Source organism: Polaromonas sp., assembly GCF_012927415.1.
Lineage (GTDB): Bacteria > Pseudomonadota > Gammaproteobacteria > Burkholderiales > Burkholderiaceae_C > Polaromonas.
In genome coordinates this window covers 1-16,482 of the sequence record NZ_JABBPF010000040.1, presented here as the reverse complement: position 1 = coordinate 16,482, position 16,482 = coordinate 1, and the positions used below count along the sequence as shown (strand labels likewise).

Sequence of the window (16,482 nt, the reverse complement as noted above, 5' to 3'; positions counted from 1 at the left end):
GTCGGCCACCCGACAAAAAAACAAACCTCGATAGGGATGCTATGAACTGGTACCTGAAAGTCATGCGCGAGTATTTCAACGTGAGCGGCCGCGCGCGGCGCACCGAATACTGGATGTATCTCCTGGTGTATGTCGGCATCGTCATCGTGGCCAGCGTGCTGGACGCAGCCCTGAACGGCCAGCTGATCAGCGGCCTGGTGGCGCTGGTTCACCTGATTCCGACCATTACCGTGGGCGTGCGGCGGCTGCATGACATTGGCCGCAGTGGCTGGTGGCTGCTGGTCGTGCTAATTCCCCTGATCGGCTGGCTCATTGCCCTTTACTGGGCCGTGAAGGAAGGCGATGCGCAGGACAACGACTACGGCGCCAATCCAAAAGCGGCCGTTTGAGCGCAGGCGTCGCCGCCCGACCCCCGCTTCACCCGCCATGAACCGCAACCTCTGGCTGCTGGCCATCTGCCAGGGGCTGTTTCTCACCAACAATGTCACCTTCATCGCCATCAACGGTCTGGTCGGCCTGAACCTGGCGCCGCTGGGCTGGATGGCGACCTTGCCGGTGATGGCCTATGTGGTGGGCGGGGCACTGTCAACCGGGCTGGTCGCCCACACGCAGCGCCACTTTGGCCGCAAGACCTCGTTTCAGCTCGGTTTGCTGGTGGCGGTGCTTTCCGCCCTGCTGTGCTGCTACGCGGCGTACAGCAGGAACTTCTGGCTGCTGGTGACCGCGACACTGGTGGCGGGTTATTACAACGCCAATGCGCAGCTTTACCGCTTTGCCGCAGCCGAACTGGCACTGCCATCTTTTCGCGAAAAGGCGGTTTCGCTGGTCATGGCCGGCGGCCTGCTGGGCGCCGTGGCCGGTCCCAATCTGGCGGCAGGCACGCGCGGCCTGACGGACGTGCCCTTTGCCGGCGCCTACCTCGCGCTGGCAGGCGTGGCGCTGCTGGCCATGGCCTTGCTTGCCTTTATCCGGTTTCCGCCGCCACCGCCCCAACAGGCCCACAACGGCGGTCGTCCACTGGGCCAAATCATGCGCCAGCCGGTGTTTGTCGTTGCCGCGGCTGCCAGCGCGCTGGGTTATGGCGTCATGAACCTGCTGATGGCCGCCACGCCGATTGCAATGCAGGTCTGCGGCCTGCCGTTTTCGGATGTGGCCATTGTGCTGGAGTGGCATGTGATAGGCATGTTTGCGCCGGGCTTTTTTACCGGCCACCTGATCAGGAAATTTGGCACACTGCCGATCATGGGAGTCGGGCTTGCGCTTAACCTGGTGTGCGTGCTGATTGCGCTGACGGGCGTCGAGTTCAGGCAATTTCTGGCGGCGCTGTTTTTGCTCGGGCTGGGCTGGAATTTTCTTTTTACCGGTGCCACCACGCTGGCGCTGACGGCGTACCGGCCGGAAGAAAAGGACAAGGCCCAGGGCGCGCTCAACTTCTGCGTGTTTGCCGTGCTGGCGGTGTCCTCACTGGCATCCGGTGTGCTGGTCACCACCCAGGGCTGGACGTTGCTGAATTTCGGTTCGCTACTGCCTTTGGCGCTGACCGGCCTGGCGCTGGCCTGGCTTGGGCTGGGGCGGCGCCGGCGGCGCAGCCTCTGAGCGCCTGGGCGCTTTTACTTTGATTCGTTAACTTTTGGAGAATGCCATGGGATTACTTGATTCGGTATTGGGCGCGGTCATGTATCGTGGCCAGCAGCCCCAGCAGGACACGCAAGGCAATGCTGGCGGCCTGGGTGGCATTCTGGGCATGCTGGCCAGCAATCCGCAACTGGTCCAGATCGTCATTGGCATGCTGGGCAACGACGGCCAGCACGGCGGCCTGGGCGGGCTGGTAAGCAAGTTTGAGCAGGCAGGCCTGGGCGGCGCCGTGCGTTCGTGGATCGGCGGCGGGCCGAACCAGCCGGTGTCTGGCGACGAAGTGACCAGCGCGCTGGGTTCGGGCACTATTTCCGACATTGCCGCCAAACTGGGCGTCAATCCCGACGAAGCGGCCGCACAGCTCTCGCAGGTGCTGCCGGGCCTGATCAACCACCTGACGCCCGAAGGCCAGGCGCCCGAGCACGGGCTGGGCAACAGCGGCGACCTGATGGACATGCTGGGCGGACTGCTGCAACGGCGCTGAGCGGCTCGCGCCATCAGTGCGCTCCTGTTTTTATAGCTGACAATAGCCGTAATCCTTGAACTAGCGGCGGTTTTTGTTTAAAATCGTGCGTCCAGCCAGGCTTTCAGTGTGTCGAAGACAGGCGCCGCGCCGGTTTCGTTGAAAATCTCGTGATAAAGCCCATCGAAGCATTTGCTCGTCACGGTCCCGACCCTGACGGCGAGCGCGTCGGCGGCGGCCTCGGCAAAAGCGCGGCTGCCGGCCGGGTTGACGAACCGGTCATCTCCGGCATACATCAGCAGCGTCGGCGTGCGCCAGCCCGGCGCCGCCGCCAGCGTGGCCGGACCGGCTGTCGCAATAAATTTGCCCAGGCGTGCCGAAATCCGGTCATGCACCTGCGGGTCGGCCAGATAGTCGCGCACCACGCATTCGTCGTGCGACAGCCACCGTGCATCGAGTCCGTTGCCCACGCACAGATGGGGCACCAGACGCGGCATAGCGGCCAGTAGCAGTTTTTGCAGCCCGCCCAGGTCGACATCGAAAGCCGGGGACGACAAAACCAGGCCCTCTATCGGGCGCATTTTCAGCGCCACAAAACGGCTCACCACCAGACCGCCAAGACTGTGCCCGAGCAGGATCAGCGGCAGCGCGGCATCGGATTGCTGCGACGCCGCGCTGCAGTGCAGGCGGGTCGCGTCGACCATGTCCGCCAGGTCCTCGAGCAGCGTGGCGTCATGAGGAAGACAGCCCCGGGCACCGGATGAATGGCCGTGGCCGCGCTGGTCATAGGCGCGCACCGCAAAACCCCACTCCAGCAGCTGCTCGGCCACATGACCATAGCGCCCGGCGTGTTCGCCCAGGCCATGCAACATCAGCACCACCGCGCGCGGCGGCAGCGCGGCGTAACCGGTCTCGGGATCCCACGTCTCGGTGTGCCATTCATAGAGGGCCAGGTTTTCACCGTCGCGGGCAGTGAAGGGAGTCAACAGCGGGGGGCTCATGCAGCAGGACCTGACTTGAAAAAACCGCACCTTAAAGGACGCGGTCTGGGGGGAGAAACAGCAGAAACGTCAGGGCTCAGCCAGGCACACGCGCCATCACATGGGCTACCGCGGCGGTCAGCTTCTTGGCATAAGGCACGTTCAGGAATTCGTTGGGGCCGTGCGCATTGCTCTTTGGGCCGAGCACGCCGCAGACCATCATCTGTGCCTTGGGAAAACCCTGGCTCAGCATGCTCATCAGCGGAATCGTGCCGCCCTGGCCCATGGTGCCGCACGGGGCGCCGAAAAAGCTCTGCGATGCGTCGTTGAGGGCGTTTTCAAACCAGGGCCGCGTCGCTGGCGCGTTCCAGCCGTTTGCACCACCGCCGCCCTCAAACGTAACCTTCGCCTGATAGGGCGCGTTGTCTTCCAGCAGCGCCTTGAGCTCACGCACCGCGGCGCCGGCATCAACCAGCGGTGGCAGGCGCAGCGAGAGTTTGAAGGCGCTGTAAGGGCGCAGCACATTGCCGGCATCCTTGAAGGCCGGAAAACCTTCGGCGCCGGTCACGCTGAGGGTGGGCCGCCAGGTGCGGTTGAGCAACGCCTCCACCGGGTCGGTGGTGGTTGGCAGCGCAAAGCTGGTGGAGCCTTCGCAGTCGTAATGCGCCCACGGAAAGCGCTTATAGATTTCCTCGCCCAGAATTTTTGCCGTGTCCTGCGCCTGCGCCAACCGGTCAGCCGGAATGGCGCAATGAAAGCTTTGCGGCAGCAGGCGGCCGGTCTTGCTGTCCTCCAGCCGGTCCAGCACCTGGCGCATGATGCGAAAGCTCGACGGCACCAGGCCGCTGGCATCGCCCGAATGCACGCCCTCGGTCAGGACCTCGACCTTGAGCACGCCGGCCGCGTTGCCACGCAGGCTGGTGGTCAGCCACAGCTGGTCGTAATTGCCGGCGCCCGAGTCGAGGCACACCACCAGCGCCACCTCGCCCAGCCGCTCGCGCAGCGCATTCACATAAGGCAGCAGATCGTAGGAGCCACTTTCCTCGCTGGTTTCGATCAACCCGACGATGCGCGGATGCGGCACCTTTTGCGCTTTGAGTGCCTGCACGGCGGCAATGCTGGCATAGACCGCATAGCCATCGTCGGCGCCGCCCCGGCCATAGAGCTTGCCGTCTTCGTATTTCGGCGTCCAGGGCCCGAGGTCGCTGCGCCAGCCGGTGAATTCGGGCTGTTTGTCGAGGTGGCCGTACATCAGGACTGTGGCCCCCACGCTCCCCGCTTCGCGTGGTTCGCTGCCCCCCGAGGGGGACGCTGCGCCTGCAGTCCGGCGAAGCCGGTCCTGCGGCCCCGGCTGGTGAAGAGGGGATGCCCCCGCACCGCCTGATGAGGCCGGAATCTCAAAAAACAGCACTGGCGTGCGCCCCTCCAGGCGAACAATTTCAAGCTTCAGCCCGTCCACTTTTTGCGCTTCCACCCAGCTCGCGGCATTGCGCATGACGGTGTCGATAAAACCGTGCTGCGCCCAGTCACTGTCAAACATCGGGGATTTTGCAGGAATGGCGATGTAGTTGGAAATCTGCTGGACGATGTCGCTGTCCCACTGCGCCGTTACCTGCGCGAGGGCCTGGGGCGCATTGAGGACGCCGGCGGGAATTTCGCGCTGCAAATCGGGCGCAGCGTGCAATGAGGCATTCATGGAAAAACTCCGGGATAAATAATGGAAAAACTTTTGCGTAAAGGCAACTGTACGCTTGCAGCCGCAAGCATGCCACGCGACACTCACTATCCCGCAAGCGCCCCGGAGGGCTGCGGCCTGCTGCGTTTGTTGCGATGCGCTGCAAGGACAGTCAAGCTCTTCCAGCTCATCAAGGCCCGCCATGATCCAGCCACCCGGCACCTTAGGCGTTTTGGCTGCTGTTGCCGCCTCTCGTGCCGAGGGCACCCGCGTCGGCGTGGGCGGCTGGACTTACGGGCCCTGGCGCGGTAACTTCTTTCCCAAGGGCCTGCCGCGTAGCCGCGAGCTGGCGTACGCCAGCCGCCAGCTCACTACGATTGAGGTCAACGCAACGTTTTACGGCACGCTCAAGCCGGCGAGCTTTAAAAATTGGCATGACGAAAGCCCCGACGGCTTCGTGTTTTCACTCAAGGCCCCGCGCTACGCGACCCATCGCCGCGTGTTGGCGGATGCCGGCGAATCCATCGCGCGTTTTGTGCAGAGCGGCGTCAGCGAGCTGGGCCAGAAGCTCGGTCCCATCGTCTGGCAATTTATGCCCGGCAAGGCCTTCGAGCCGCAAGATTTCGAGGCCTTTCTGGCGCTGCTGCCACCCAGTGTTGACGGCCAGCCGCTGCGCCATGTGGCCGATGTTCGCCACGAAAGCTTCATGACGCTTGAGTACCTGGCACTGGCGCGCCGTTACCGGGTGGCCACGGTTTTCACCGACGCCGAAAAGTATCCGTCGTTTGGCGACCTGACGGGCGACTTCGTTTATGCGCGCCTGATGCAGAGCGAGGCACCAATCGCCACGGGTTACGCCGATGAGGCGCTCGACGCCTGGGCCGACCGTGCCCGGCTCTGGGCTGTGGGCAGTGCACCTGCCGATCTGCCCAGCCTGGAAGCGCCCGCCGAGGGCTGCGCGCCGCGCGATGTGTTCATTTATTTTATTAATGGTGCAAAGGAACGGGCACCCCATGCGGCCATAGCGTTGCTGAGTCGGCTTGGGTCTGAAAAAGCGGGAGGCGCCAGCGCATGGGTCGCCACGACGCCGTGCAAGTGAAGGCTACCGCAAGCCTGTTCGCCTCAGACACGCAGTTCTTCAGACGGCGCGTTCTTGGCCAGAGCTTGGCAACGGCGGTTTGATCTCGAAAATCGGCACGGACTACAAGCCCGCACAGCGGACTCTGCGCTGATGAGGAAGTGCTGGGAAAACTCGCCTGAATCTGCCTGCTGCGCCCCCGGCTGCCCACAGACCAATTTTTTGCTGAGTGGACCAAGGGTGCTGTTACAAACCAAAATCAGAATTGAAGACCACTGGATAACGACTGGTTCGAGTGTTAATCAATTGCCCTTTCGTCGTCAGGGAATTAGGGAAAACACTGAACATTACCAATAAGTATTTATTTATACTTTAAGTTCGTGATTAGTCTGGACCCCATTGGGGATCACTGAAATCATGGCAGGTAAAGAACTGAAAAGTTCTTTGGTACAACTGGTCATGCATTTTCGGGGGAACACGCATGCTACTAAATCATTTTTTTTCCAAAACGGTTGCAAGCTTGATTTCCGGGCTCGCTTTGTGTTTTGTAGCCACCCACGCTTCGGCGGCGTCCAGCGCGACATTGCGACCTGACGACTTTGTCGGAATATCCTTTTGGCTTATCTCGATGGCACTAGTCGCATCGACGGTCTTTTTCTTTCTGGAACGCGACCGCGTCTCTGCCAAATGGAAGACGTCGCTGACTGTCTCCGGCCTTGTAACGCTGGTGGCCGCTGTGCACTATTTCTACATGCGGGAAGTCTGGGTTACCACGGGTTCAACGCCAACCGTCTTTCGCTACATCGACTGGCTGATTACCGTGCCATTGCTGATGATCGAGTTTTATCTGATCTTGTCAGCCATCACCAAAGTACCCGTCGGCATCTTCTGGCGTCTCATGATCGGCACTCTCGTCATGCTGATTGGCGGCTATCTGGGCGAAGCAGCCTATATGCCCGTATTGCCGGCGTTCATCATTGGTATGGCTGGCTGGGCTTTCATCCTCTATGAAATTTTTATGGGTCAGGCCAGCAAAATCAACGCGCAAAGTGCGCCGCCATCTGTGCAGTCAGCGTTTAATACCATGCGTTTGATTGTGACCTTTGGTTGGGCCATTTACCCAATCGGCTACTTCTTCGGTTACTTTACCGGCAGCAGCCCAGCCAACAGCGTGAATGCATTGAACATCATCTATAACCTGGCTGATGTGCTCAACAAGATTGCCTTCGGTTTGATTATCTGGACAGTCGCAGTGAACGAGTCCGAGAGTATGGCCAAAAAACAGGCTCAGTAGTTTCCCGGCACTTTCTCCATTCGGCGCATCGGAGCAGGTTCTTTTCTGGGCCTGCCTAACGATGTTCACTGTCGATCTGAAACGGAGACTCTTCATGCCTCCACCTGTTTGCCTGCGGAGCCAGAATCACCACGAGAAGTTGGAATCCCTGCTTCCCCAGGTTGACTCGCGCATGCGCGACGCAACGGGCGCCAGCGCTGGTTTTTCGGCAGCCGGCGAGGTGGGCGCAAGATCGGCTGCGGCCTATCATTTGAGCGCCGGCGGCCAGCGCGTAAGGGCTCGGCTGGGTCTTGCGGCGGGGCTGGCGCTTGGGCTGACGGACAATGACACGCTGTGCATTGCAACCTGTGCAGAACTGATGCACAACGCCTCCCTAATCCATGATGACTTGCAGGACCGGGATCAATTCAGACGCGGACAGCAAGCACTGTGGGCAAAATATGGTGGCAACCTGGCCATCTGCAGCGGAGACTTTTTGTTGTCAGCAGCTTACTGCGCGCTGTGCACGATCAGCCAGTCCGGTGTCTTGCCGTCCATGCTGTCGCTGCTCCACGAGCGCACCGCAAGGGCTATCGACGGGCAGTGTGCAGACCTTGCCGGGCTTGACGGCAAGGCGGGCAGTATTGGGCTGTATACGAAAATTGCAATGGCCAAGTCCGGTGCGTTGTTGGGCTTGCCGCTGGAACTTGCGCTGTTGGCATCAGGACACACGGACGCTATGCCAGCGGCGCGACAAGCATGTGAAAGCTTTGCCGTCAGCTATCAAATATTCGATGACCTGGAAGACCTGGCCGGCGATGCTGCGCGCAGTGACAGCGGCGGGAAAAGCCGTCCGGCTATGAATATTGCCCTCATTTTCATGGAGTCCCATTCCCACGCTGATGCCATCTTTCGCGCAAGAGATCTCGGCCTACAGCAGTTGGCGCTGTGCGAGTCCAGCGCTGCAAGGCTGCCGTCTAACGCGGGCGCTTTACTACTGGGGTTTTCCGCCGATATGCGTCGTAAGCTCGCTGCTATTTCGTCGCTGGAGACTTGTTGATGCAGGCTGTGGTCATCGGCGCCGGATTCGGTGGCATAGCGGCCGCATTGCGTCTGCGGGCCAAGGGCTACCGCGTGACCCTGATGGACCGCTGCGCCCAGCTTGGCGGTCGTGCTCAGGTTTTTGAGCGAAATGGCTTTCGCCACGATGCAGGCCCCACCGTAATCACCGCGCCGTTTTTGTTTGACGAATTGTTCGCCTTGTTCGATGAACGATTTGCCGACCATGTCACGCTGGTTCCGTTGAAGCCCTGGTACCGGTTTTATTTCGCTGATGGCGATACTTTTGACTATGGCGGCACGCTCGAAGATACCCTGGCTGAGATTGAACGCATCGAGCCACGCGATTGCGACGGCTACCGTAATTTGTTGAGTCATTCGAAGCGAATCTTCGACGTGGGCTTTACCGAATTGTCGGCCATGCCGTTTCACCGCCTGCGGACCATGCTCAAGCAGATTCCCAGACTCGTAGCACTGCGCAGCCACGAAACGGTGTGGCAGCTGGTGTCCCGCTATCTCAGCCACCCGAAGCTGCGGCAGGCATTTTCCATCCAGCCTCTGCTGGTGGGCGGCAATCCTTTTGACACCACCAGCATCTACGGCTTAATCCACTACCTGGAACGTGCTTACGGTGTGCATTTCGCGATGGGGGGAACTGCGGCCATTACCCGCGCCTTAGGCGAGTTGATGGGGCGACACGGAATTGACGTCCAGCTCGGTCAGACGGTGGCCTCGCTGACCATTGATCAAGGCGTTGTCAAGGGCGTCGTCATGGATGACGGGCGTAGGGTGCTGGCCGATCTTGTGGTTTCCAATGCAGATCCAGCGCATCTATACAGCCAAATGGTCAAGCCCTCGCAGCAATCAATCGCAACTCGGCTGAAGCTGGGTGCCGCCACTTTTTCAATGGGGCTTTTCGTTTTATATTTCGGCACCACGCAAACCTATCCCGATGTCGCGCACCACACCATCTGGCTGGGTGAACGCTACCGTGAACTGTTGGCCGACATCTTCGACCACAAAACCTTGTCCGAGGATTTTTCTCTTTACCTGCACCGGCCCACAGCCACGGACGCGAGCTTTGCGCCGGCGGGCTGCGACAGTTTCTATGTGCTCTGCCCCGTGCCCAATTTGCTGGGAAAACTGGATTGGAACAAGGAAGGTCCGGCACTGCGCGACCGAATCGTCGCCGCGCTGGATAAAACCATCCTGCCCAATCTGACAGCGACAATTACCGAAGAGTTCTTCATGACGCCGAAGGACTTCGAGCACGATTATTTAAGCAAGCACGGCGCCGGGTTCTCAGTTTCCCCGTTGTTTCGGCAGTCGGCCTGGTTTCGTTTTCATAACCGCGCAGAAGGTTTGAAAAATCTTTATCTGGTGGGCGCTGGCACTCATCCGGGGGCCGGACTACCGGGTGTCCTGTGCTCCGCCAAAGTAATGGATGCACTGATTCCACTCGCGGTATCTGCATGAACCAGCTGGTTCAAGCGGCTGTTACAAAGCCCGCACTGACAGCCAGTGCCGACAGCGTGCTGGCCGCAAAAGGCCGCAGTTTTTATTGGGCCCGTCAATTGCTTAAACCGGTGCACGCTGCCCGGGCCACGCGTCTGTATCGCCTGTGCCGCTACATTGACGACCTGGCCGACGAGACCAGCTCGGTGCCGCTGGCAAAAGAAGCGCTGGCCGACGCTGCAGCGTCGATACGCGACGGCCACTCAAACGAGCCAGTCATTCAGGATGGACTGGCTTTGCTGCAAGAGTGCGGCATTGATTCCGATATCTTTCTGGATCTCATAGCCGGTGTGCAGTCCGATCTTGAACCGGTTCGCATGCCCGATCTGGATGCACTGTTGCGCTACTGCTATCAGGTTGCCGGAACGGTGGGGCTGATGATGTGCAAGGTGCTGGATACTGACGATCCAGCCGCTTTTCCGCATGCGGTTGATCTGGGCATCGCGATGCAACTAACAAACATCTGCCGCGACATTGCCGCCGACGCAGCGCTTAACCGGCGCTATCTACCGGCTGGCCTGGTGGGCGATCTGGCGCCCGGGGCGCTGATCCATCCGACAGGACTATTGCGCGGTACGGTACGGCAATGCGTTGCCACCTTGCTCGACTGTGCGGACACTTATTACCAAAGCGGCGAACTCGGCCTTTCCTATCTGCCCGCGCGCGCGCGCAGCAGTATCCTGGTGGCGGCTCGGATGTACCGCGCCATAGGCAGGCAGCTTAGAGCGCGCGACTACGCGTACTGGACGGAGCGCGTCGTGGTGCCGGCATGGCAAAAGGCCGCCATCACGACACGAGCGCTCGTAGCGATTCCGGTAAGTCGCTCATTCTGGCGGCATCCGCCACTTCACGACAAGCGCCTGCACTTTGCACTTTTGGACTGCCCGAGTTTAAGCACCGCCTCTTTTCTGCACCATGCAGCATGACGTTGAACTACTGATTCTGGGAGGGGGATGCGCCGGACTGAGTCTGGCCATGCGCCTGGCCCAGCTCGGTCATCGCGCGCCGGCGACATTGATCCTGGAACAGCGACCGCGTTATCAGAACGATCGTACCTGGTGCTTTTGGGGCGGCGAGGCGACGCCTTTCGCCCAAACGGCGCAGCATCAATGGCCGGCCGTCAAAGTACGCAACGCACGTCAGACACTGTGTATCGATTGCGCCAGAACCCCTTACCGCATGTTGGCCGCAGAGCGGTTTTATGCGGTCGCACAGACCGCCCTCAGGGATGTGCCGCAGCTACGTCTGCTAATGGACACGCCGGTCCTGTCAGAGCCTCAGTTTCACGGCGGACGCTGGCATCTGCAAACCCTGGCCGGGCAGGTGACGGCGGCCATGGTGGTGGATACCCGGCCCGTGCGAATGCCGGCGCCAGGCGGTGCATTGCTGTGGCAGTCTTTTTATGGTTATGAAATTGACTGTTCACAGGCTGTCTTTGATCCAGAGTGCGCTGATCTGATGGATTTTTTGCCCGCAAACCCGGAGCGCGTTGCCTTCATCTATGTGCTGCCGATTTCGAAAACGCGTGCGCTGGTTGAGTTCACGGTCTTTGGCGTTGCGCCACTCGCAGCCGATGATCTAGCCGCTGAGCTGAATGCCGCCATTGCACAGCGTGTCAACGGTGCTGATTTCACCGTGCTGCGCACAGAAAGCGGGATGCTTCCCATGGGCCTCGATCATCAGAATTCTGGTTTGGCCGGGCTAGAACTGGCTTATGTGCAGGTTGGCGTGTCAGCAGGGGCTGCTCGGCCAGCAACCGGATACGCATTTCAACGCATCCAGCGCTGGGCTGCTCACTGCGCCCAGGCGATCGCCGGCGGCAGATTGCCGATCGGGCACACCCCGGACCCAGCTTTGCTTAGGCAAATGGACCGAATCTTTTTGAACCTCATTCGCCGGCAGCCCGAATTGGCGCCGCAACTGTTCATGACCCTGTTTGCCCGTGCGGACAGCCAAAAGGTGATCCGTTTTCTAAGTGACTGCGGCAGCCTTGTCGATTACGCGTCCATTGTTTTGGCCCTGCCAGCCAAGCCGTTTTTACAACAATTGTTCAGCGCTGCGAGTTCCGGCCAAGGCATGCCGGCAGGCTCATAACATGACAAACCGTTCGTCCCTCCGGGTCGACGCCGAACGCCTTCAGGGAATCGCATTTTGTGCGGTTGCGTTGGTAACTGTGGTTTTTTCATTGCTTATGGGGCCGATGAATCCTCAGCACGAGACAGTGCTTCTCGCCTTGCTGGTCGTGTTGCTGGGCGTCCCTCATGGTGCGCTTGATCCCATTTTCGCGCAGTCGTTGCAGAGAATGCAAGGGTCTGCGCGCTGGATCGGGTTTGTGGTTTGGTATCTGTTGCTGGCGGCTCTGACAGTGGCGCTGTGGTGGTTCATGCCGACAGTATTTTTGATCGGGTTCCTGCTGCTGTCAGTGCTTCATTTTTCGGGTGACCCAGCACCCGGCGCAGGATTCGCTGCACGCCTGCTTTACGGCATCGCGGTGATTGCAATCCCGGCTGCGCTGCACGCCACCGAAATTTCAAGGCTTTTCTCCATGCTGGTGGGCAGTCATGCGGCGCTCCCCGTAAGTGCCGGACTTCAGCTGATCGCCTGGCCTTCGGTGGTGGCCCTCGCGTTGCTTGTGCTGCGCAGCGCGCGGCGCGACCGCCTGTCTGCATTGGAAATGGCGGCCGTTGGCCTGCTGGCCCTGACGGCGACCCCGCTACTGGGGTTTGCTGTGTTTTTCTGCTGCATGCACAGCGCGCGGCATATCTTGCGCACACAAAGGTACGCCAATGTCACGTTGCAACGGCTCGTCCTGGTGGCTGTCACGCCTATGTTGGCAGTTCTCGCAATGGCGGGCGCGGGCTGGGCACTGCTCCCGGATTCTCCCGCTGACGAGCGCTTGTTGCAGTTTGTGTTTGTCTCGCTGGCCGCGTTGACAGTGCCGCACATGATACTGGTGGAGCGGGTACGATTCACGGGTTGGAAGCATTGAGCGTGCTGCGCAAACGGCTCCCTGGCGAATTTTTTAATTAGTCAATGGTAAATCGCCAGACAAAAAATCAAGACCGGCGTGCATTTGCCCGCTTTGGTAAAGCAAAGGGAATGGCCGGGGTTTTGCGTCTGGGTTAGCCCTTGTCAGCTGGCCATTTGATCTGACGGTCAGTGCGACCGCAGCACGCCAAAGTCCTGCCGCAAGCAAGATGTTCTCATGCATGGGGACTGCGGCATCTTTGCGACGGTTTTTTTGGCGATTTTTTCGCGGCTTTGCGACGGTTCCCGGCGCGTCCGCTGTCGCACAGTGCAGCAACCGTTTTTTTGGCGCTCACCTCAAACAACCAGACGAGGGGCGGTCGCCCGGGCAGCACCCTCCTTCAAGATAAAGGAAAGTCGATGGATGGGCGGCATCCAGCAATTGTCCAGTGCAAAACTTTTCCGGCCCTTCTTCTTCGAGCCTTTCTCAAAAACGCAAGGCCATCACGGCCAACACCCCTGAACGCGTCAATCGTTATCTGGCAGACAACACGGTGCATTCTGGCAACGTGACGCATTTTCCGGGGTTTTTCCGATTTTTCCGAGGCAGTCAGGCCTGGGAGCCTGTCGAGTAACTCGCCATCACCTCGCCCAGCCGCACGCCTCGCCCCGCGGCCCATTCAGGGTTGAAGCGCAGCGGCCCCTTCGGGAACAGCAGGACGACGGTGGAGCCCAGCAAAAAGCGGCCCATTTCATCGCCCTGTTTCAGTTCCACCGCAGGCTGCTCAGCGCTCGCCGGGTAGCGCCACTCTCGAACCGCGCCGCCGCGCGGCGGATTCACCACGCCGTGCCAGACGGTGGCCATGCTGCCGACAATCGTCGCGCCGACGAGGATCAGCACGAAAGGGCCACGCGCCGATTCGAACACGCAGACCACGCGCTCGTTGCGCGCAAACAGGCCAGGCACACCGCGCGCGGTGACCGGATTGACTGAAAACAGATCGCCGGGAACGTAAATCATGCGGCGCAGGCGTCCATCGCACGGCATGTGAATGCGGTGATAGTCCTTGGGGCTGAGGTAGATCGTGGCGAAGCTGCCGTCCTGGTACTGCGCCGACAGCGTGGCGTCGCCGCCGACCACGGCGGTGGTCGAAAAGCGGTGGCCTTTGGCCTGGAAGATCTGGTCGTGCTCGATCGCGCCGAACTGGCTGATCGCGCCGTCGACCGGGCAAATCAGCTCGGCATCGGCCAGCGGTCGCGCACCGGGCTTGAGGGCTCGGGTAAAGAAGTCGTTGAAGGTGGGGTAACTGGCGATGTCGGAATTGAGCGCCTCGCCCATGTTGACTTGGTATTTGGCAACAAAGCGGCGAATAATTTCGGTGGTGACCCAGCCGCGCTCGCGCCCCGCCACATAACCGGCAAATGCGGTGAGCGCCTGCTTGGGAATCAGGTATTGCGGCAAAACGGCGGAGCGGTCAGACATAGGCAGGCAGCGTGAAACAAGGAAGTTTCATTCTATCGGGACGGCTGCCTGGCGCTGGCTGCCCGACATAGCCATTGCAAGCCAATATCGTTCACTCCCGGCTTGCTATTTATTCGATAGCGCAGTACGACCGTATTACCTGGACTACGGCCTTAAATTATCAGAAATTATCAGCCAGGTTGCTCAGTTGGCCGGGTATCCCGCCTCGGCCAGTGCGGCAGCCACGGTTTCGCGGTCTTGCGTGGTTTGCACCGTCACCTTTTTGACCGGCAGATCAAAGCTGATGATGGCGCTGGCGTCAAGCGCCTTGAGCGTTTTGGTGATGACGCCGGCGCAGTGGCCGCAACTCATGTCAGGGACATTGAATTCCATGCAGACTCCTTGAAAGTAAATGAAACGAACGCTTTGGAGTCTGAACCTTCCTACAGGGACAGGGTCAAGCGAGCCGGCGTCATTCCCCTGAAAATCGAGGGTTATTGCGGGTGGGCCCTTGACCCTGCCATGATGGCAAGGTTCAGACTCGACTTACCAATGCAATTCGCAAGCCCCCTCAGGAGAACCAATGAGCGTCGCACAGACACCAACCGCAGCCCGCGCACCCGCCACCGCGCTGGCCGAATGGCGCTTTCCGGTGGAAGGCATGACCTGCGCGTCGTGTGTGGCCAGGGTGGAAAAAGCGCTGGCCGGCACACCAGGCGTTGCAGCGGCTAGCGTCAACTTCGCCACCGAGGAGGCCAGCGTCAAGGCAGAAGGCGGTGTCAGCATGGCCACACTGAAGGCGGCAGTTGAAAAAGCCGGCTACGCAGTGGGCGAGCAGTCGCTGCGGCTGGGCATCGGCGACATGACCTGCGCCTCGTGTGTATCGCGGGTAGAAAAAGCGCTCCGCCAGGTGCCCGGCGTGCTGTCGGCAGAAGTCAATCTGGCGACTGAAACCGCCGAGGTCAAAACCGCGGGTGGCGGCAATACCCTTCGCCAGCTCCTTGCCGCCGTCGACAAGGCCGGTTACCGCGCATGGGAAATGCAGGCAGTCAGCACGCAGGCCGGCGCTGCCGCAAAACCTGGCGCCAGCTGGTGGCCGATCGCGCTGGCTGCTGCCTTTTCGGCACCACTGGCGCTGCCGATGTTTGGCATGCTGGCGGGCAAGTCGTGGATGCTGGATGGCTGGCTTCAATGGATGCTCGCCACGCCGGTTCAGTTCTGGCTCGGCGCACGGTTTTACAAGGCTGGCTGGAAAGCCGTGCGGGCCGGCACTGGCAACATGGATTTGCTGGTGGCCATTGGCACGTCGGCCGCTTATGGGCTTAGCGTGTACCAGCTTCTTGTTCACGGCGACCACGGCATGGCGCATCTGTATTTCGAAGCCTCGGCCGTGGTCATCACGTTGGTGCTGCTCGGCAAATGGATGGAGGCGCGCGCCAAACGCCAGACTACCGAAGCGATCCGCGCGCTCAATGCGCTGCGTCCTGAAACCGCCCGCCGGCGCCTGGACGGCCAGGATCAGGACATTGCGATTGCCGAAGTGCGGGTCGGCGACCTGATCGTGGTGCGGCCTGGTGAACGAATTGCGGTGGACGGCGAAATCATCGAAGGTGCGACCGAGGTGGACGAGTCGCTGATTACCGGCGAGAGCCTGCCGGTCAACAAACACGCCGGCGACCACGTCACGGGTGGCGCGGTCAACGCCGAAGGGCTGATCGTGGTGCGCACGACGGCGGTAGGCGCCGAATCGACGCTGGCGCGCATCGTGCGCATGGTCGAGTCGGCGCAAGCCAAAAAGGCACCGATACAGCGGCTGGTCGACCAGGTCAGCGCGGTGTTTGTGCCGGTCGTCCTGGTCATCGCCGCCATCACGCTGCTGGGCTGGGGCTTGGCGACCGGGAACTGGGAAACCGCCATCCTCAACGCGGTGGCCGTGCTGGTCATCGCCTGCCCCTGCGCGCTCGGGCTGGCCACGCCGACCGCCATCATGGCAGGCACGGGGGTGGCGGCGAAACACGGCATCCTGATCAAGGACGCCGAGGCGCTGGAAGTCGCGCACAAGGTCAAGATCGTCGCCTTCGACAAGACCGGCACGCTGACCGAAGGAAAACCCGAGCTGGTGGCGCTGGAGCCACTGGGTGAATCGCGTGAATCGCGTGAAGCCGTCCTGGCCTGGGCGGCCGCCATCCAGGCGGGCAGTGAACATCCGCTGGCCAGGGCGGTCACCGCGCTGGCGCTGAAGGAAAGAGTTGGTGTGCCTGGCGCATCACAAGTCCGTGCGGTCGCTGGGCGCGGCATGTCGGCACTGGTCGAGGGGCGCGAGTTGCGGCTCGGCAGCCCGCGCTTCATGCAGGAGCTGGGCGTTGATATGAGCG

Annotated in this window: 15 protein-coding genes; 11 read left to right on the top strand and 4 right to left on the bottom strand. The window is 60.8% G+C overall.

Annotation, left to right across the window (positions count from 1 at the left end):
• Positions 1–41 precede the first annotated feature (41 nt).
• The 3 genes from HHJ19_RS04345 to HHJ19_RS04335 are packed head-to-tail and all read left to right on the top strand — an operon-like array spanning position 42 to position 2,119.
• Entirely contained in the window at positions 42–389 is a 348-nt protein-coding gene (locus tag HHJ19_RS04345) for a DUF805 domain-containing protein (protein WP_296904400.1), read from the top strand.
• Positions 390–426: 37 nt separating this feature from the next.
• Positions 427–1,596 carry an MFS transporter gene (locus tag HHJ19_RS04340; RefSeq protein ID WP_296904399.1) on the top strand — a complete coding sequence of 390 codons (1,170 nt, stop codon included), beginning with the start codon at positions 427–429 and terminating at the stop codon, positions 1,594–1,596.
• A 46-nt stretch (positions 1,597–1,642) separates the two neighbouring features.
• A complete protein-coding gene (locus HHJ19_RS04335) occupies positions 1,643–2,119 on the top strand; it encodes a YidB family protein (RefSeq protein ID WP_296904397.1) in 477 nt (158 codons plus the stop codon).
• Positions 2,120–2,196: 77 nt separating this feature from the next.
• Here the strand turns inward: HHJ19_RS04335 and HHJ19_RS04330 are convergent, their stop codons facing one another.
• Together HHJ19_RS04330 and HHJ19_RS04325 are read right to left on the bottom strand one after the other, a co-directional pair.
• Positions 2,197–3,099 carry an alpha/beta hydrolase gene (locus tag HHJ19_RS04330; protein ID WP_296904396.1) on the bottom strand — a complete coding sequence of 301 codons (903 nt, stop codon included), beginning with the start codon at positions 3,097–3,099 and terminating at the stop codon, positions 2,197–2,199.
• Between the two features lie 76 nt (positions 3,100–3,175).
• Complete coding sequence (locus tag HHJ19_RS04325) at positions 3,176–4,774, bottom strand: M20 family metallopeptidase (protein WP_296904395.1); 1,599 nt, start codon at positions 4,772–4,774, stop codon at positions 3,176–3,178.
• Positions 4,775–4,955: 181 nt separating this feature from the next.
• Here HHJ19_RS04325 and HHJ19_RS04320 point away from each other — a divergent pair, with 181 nt between their 5' ends.
• From HHJ19_RS04320 to HHJ19_RS04290, 7 genes are all read left to right on the top strand, one after another.
• Entirely contained in the window at positions 4,956–5,852 is an 897-nt protein-coding gene (locus HHJ19_RS04320; protein WP_296904394.1) for a DUF72 domain-containing protein, read from the top strand.
• 460 nt (positions 5,853–6,312) lie between these two features.
• Positions 6,313–7,125 (top strand): bacteriorhodopsin-like, encoded by an 813-nt coding sequence (locus HHJ19_RS04315; protein WP_296904393.1) that lies wholly within the window; start codon positions 6,313–6,315, stop codon positions 7,123–7,125.
• A gap of 61 nt (positions 7,126–7,186) precedes the next feature.
• Positions 7,187–8,164 (top strand): polyprenyl synthetase family protein, encoded by a 978-nt coding sequence (locus tag HHJ19_RS04310; RefSeq protein WP_366929382.1) that lies wholly within the window; start codon positions 7,187–7,189, stop codon positions 8,162–8,164.
• A complete protein-coding gene (gene crtI, locus HHJ19_RS04305; RefSeq protein ID WP_296904392.1) occupies positions 8,164–9,639 on the top strand; it encodes a phytoene desaturase family protein in 1,476 nt (491 codons plus the stop codon). The genes HHJ19_RS04310 and crtI overlap by 1 nt, the downstream gene beginning before the upstream one ends.
• The gene (locus HHJ19_RS04300) at positions 9,636–10,604 is read left to right on the top strand and encodes a phytoene/squalene synthase family protein (RefSeq protein WP_296904390.1); all 969 of its coding nucleotides are present in this window, start codon (positions 9,636–9,638) and stop codon (positions 10,602–10,604) included. The genes crtI and HHJ19_RS04300 overlap by 4 nt, the downstream gene beginning before the upstream one ends.
• Positions 10,594–11,772 (top strand): lycopene cyclase family protein, encoded by a 1,179-nt coding sequence (locus tag HHJ19_RS04295; RefSeq protein WP_296904388.1) that lies wholly within the window; start codon positions 10,594–10,596, stop codon positions 11,770–11,772. The genes HHJ19_RS04300 and HHJ19_RS04295 overlap by 11 nt, the downstream gene beginning before the upstream one ends.
• Before the next feature lies 1 nt (position 11,773).
• Entirely contained in the window at positions 11,774–12,667 is an 894-nt protein-coding gene (locus HHJ19_RS04290; RefSeq protein WP_296904386.1) for a Brp/Blh family beta-carotene 15,15'-dioxygenase, read from the top strand.
• 588 nt (positions 12,668–13,255) lie between these two features.
• On the opposite strand, the gene asd is transcribed toward HHJ19_RS04290, so the two are convergent.
• The gene (asd, locus tag HHJ19_RS04285; RefSeq protein ID WP_296904384.1) at positions 13,256–14,128 is read right to left on the bottom strand and encodes an archaetidylserine decarboxylase; all 873 of its coding nucleotides are present in this window, start codon (positions 14,126–14,128) and stop codon (positions 13,256–13,258) included.
• A 183-nt stretch (positions 14,129–14,311) separates the two neighbouring features.
• The gene (locus tag HHJ19_RS04280; protein ID WP_296904381.1) at positions 14,312–14,500 is read right to left on the bottom strand and encodes a heavy-metal-associated domain-containing protein; all 189 of its coding nucleotides are present in this window, start codon (positions 14,498–14,500) and stop codon (positions 14,312–14,314) included.
• A 190-nt stretch (positions 14,501–14,690) separates the two neighbouring features.
• Between HHJ19_RS04280 and HHJ19_RS04275 the strand changes: the two genes are divergently transcribed.
• A partial coding sequence (locus HHJ19_RS04275) for a heavy metal translocating P-type ATPase (protein WP_296904380.1) occupies positions 14,691–16,482 on the top strand: 1,792 nt, incomplete at its 3' end.

What these genes read in the sequence shown, in the direction of transcription:
- HHJ19_RS04280 (WP_296904381.1), bottom strand. Translation starts at nt 14,500, where the DNA reads ATGGAATTCAATGTCCCTGACATGAGTTGCGGCCACTGCGCCGGCGTC.
- HHJ19_RS04345 (WP_296904400.1), top strand. Translation starts at nt 42, where the DNA reads ATGAACTGGTACCTGAAAGTCATGCGCGAGTATTTCAACGTGAGCGGC.
- HHJ19_RS04340 (WP_296904399.1), top strand. Translation starts at nt 427, where the DNA reads ATGAACCGCAACCTCTGGCTGCTGGCCATCTGCCAGGGGCTGTTTCTC.
- HHJ19_RS04315 (WP_296904393.1), top strand. Translation starts at nt 6,313, where the DNA reads ATGCTACTAAATCATTTTTTTTCCAAAACGGTTGCAAGCTTGATTTCC.
- HHJ19_RS04320 (WP_296904394.1), top strand. Translation starts at nt 4,956, where the DNA reads ATGATCCAGCCACCCGGCACCTTAGGCGTTTTGGCTGCTGTTGCCGCC.
- HHJ19_RS04330 (WP_296904396.1), bottom strand. Translation starts at nt 3,099, where the DNA reads ATGAGCCCCCCGCTGTTGACTCCCTTCACTGCCCGCGACGGTGAAAAC.
- HHJ19_RS04310 (WP_366929382.1), top strand. Translation starts at nt 7,187, where the DNA reads ATGTTCACTGTCGATCTGAAACGGAGACTCTTCATGCCTCCACCTGTT.
- HHJ19_RS04295 (WP_296904388.1), top strand. Translation starts at nt 10,594, where the DNA reads ATGCAGCATGACGTTGAACTACTGATTCTGGGAGGGGGATGCGCCGGA.
- HHJ19_RS04325 (WP_296904395.1), bottom strand. Translation starts at nt 4,774, where the DNA reads ATGAATGCCTCATTGCACGCTGCGCCCGATTTGCAGCGCGAAATTCCC.
- crtI (WP_296904392.1), top strand. Translation starts at nt 8,164, where the DNA reads ATGCAGGCTGTGGTCATCGGCGCCGGATTCGGTGGCATAGCGGCCGCA.
- HHJ19_RS04335 (WP_296904397.1), top strand. Translation starts at nt 1,643, where the DNA reads ATGGGATTACTTGATTCGGTATTGGGCGCGGTCATGTATCGTGGCCAG.
- HHJ19_RS04290 (WP_296904386.1), top strand. Translation starts at nt 11,774, where the DNA reads ATGACAAACCGTTCGTCCCTCCGGGTCGACGCCGAACGCCTTCAGGGA.
- asd (WP_296904384.1), bottom strand. Translation starts at nt 14,128, where the DNA reads ATGTCTGACCGCTCCGCCGTTTTGCCGCAATACCTGATTCCCAAGCAG.
- HHJ19_RS04300 (WP_296904390.1), top strand. Translation starts at nt 9,636, where the DNA reads ATGAACCAGCTGGTTCAAGCGGCTGTTACAAAGCCCGCACTGACAGCC.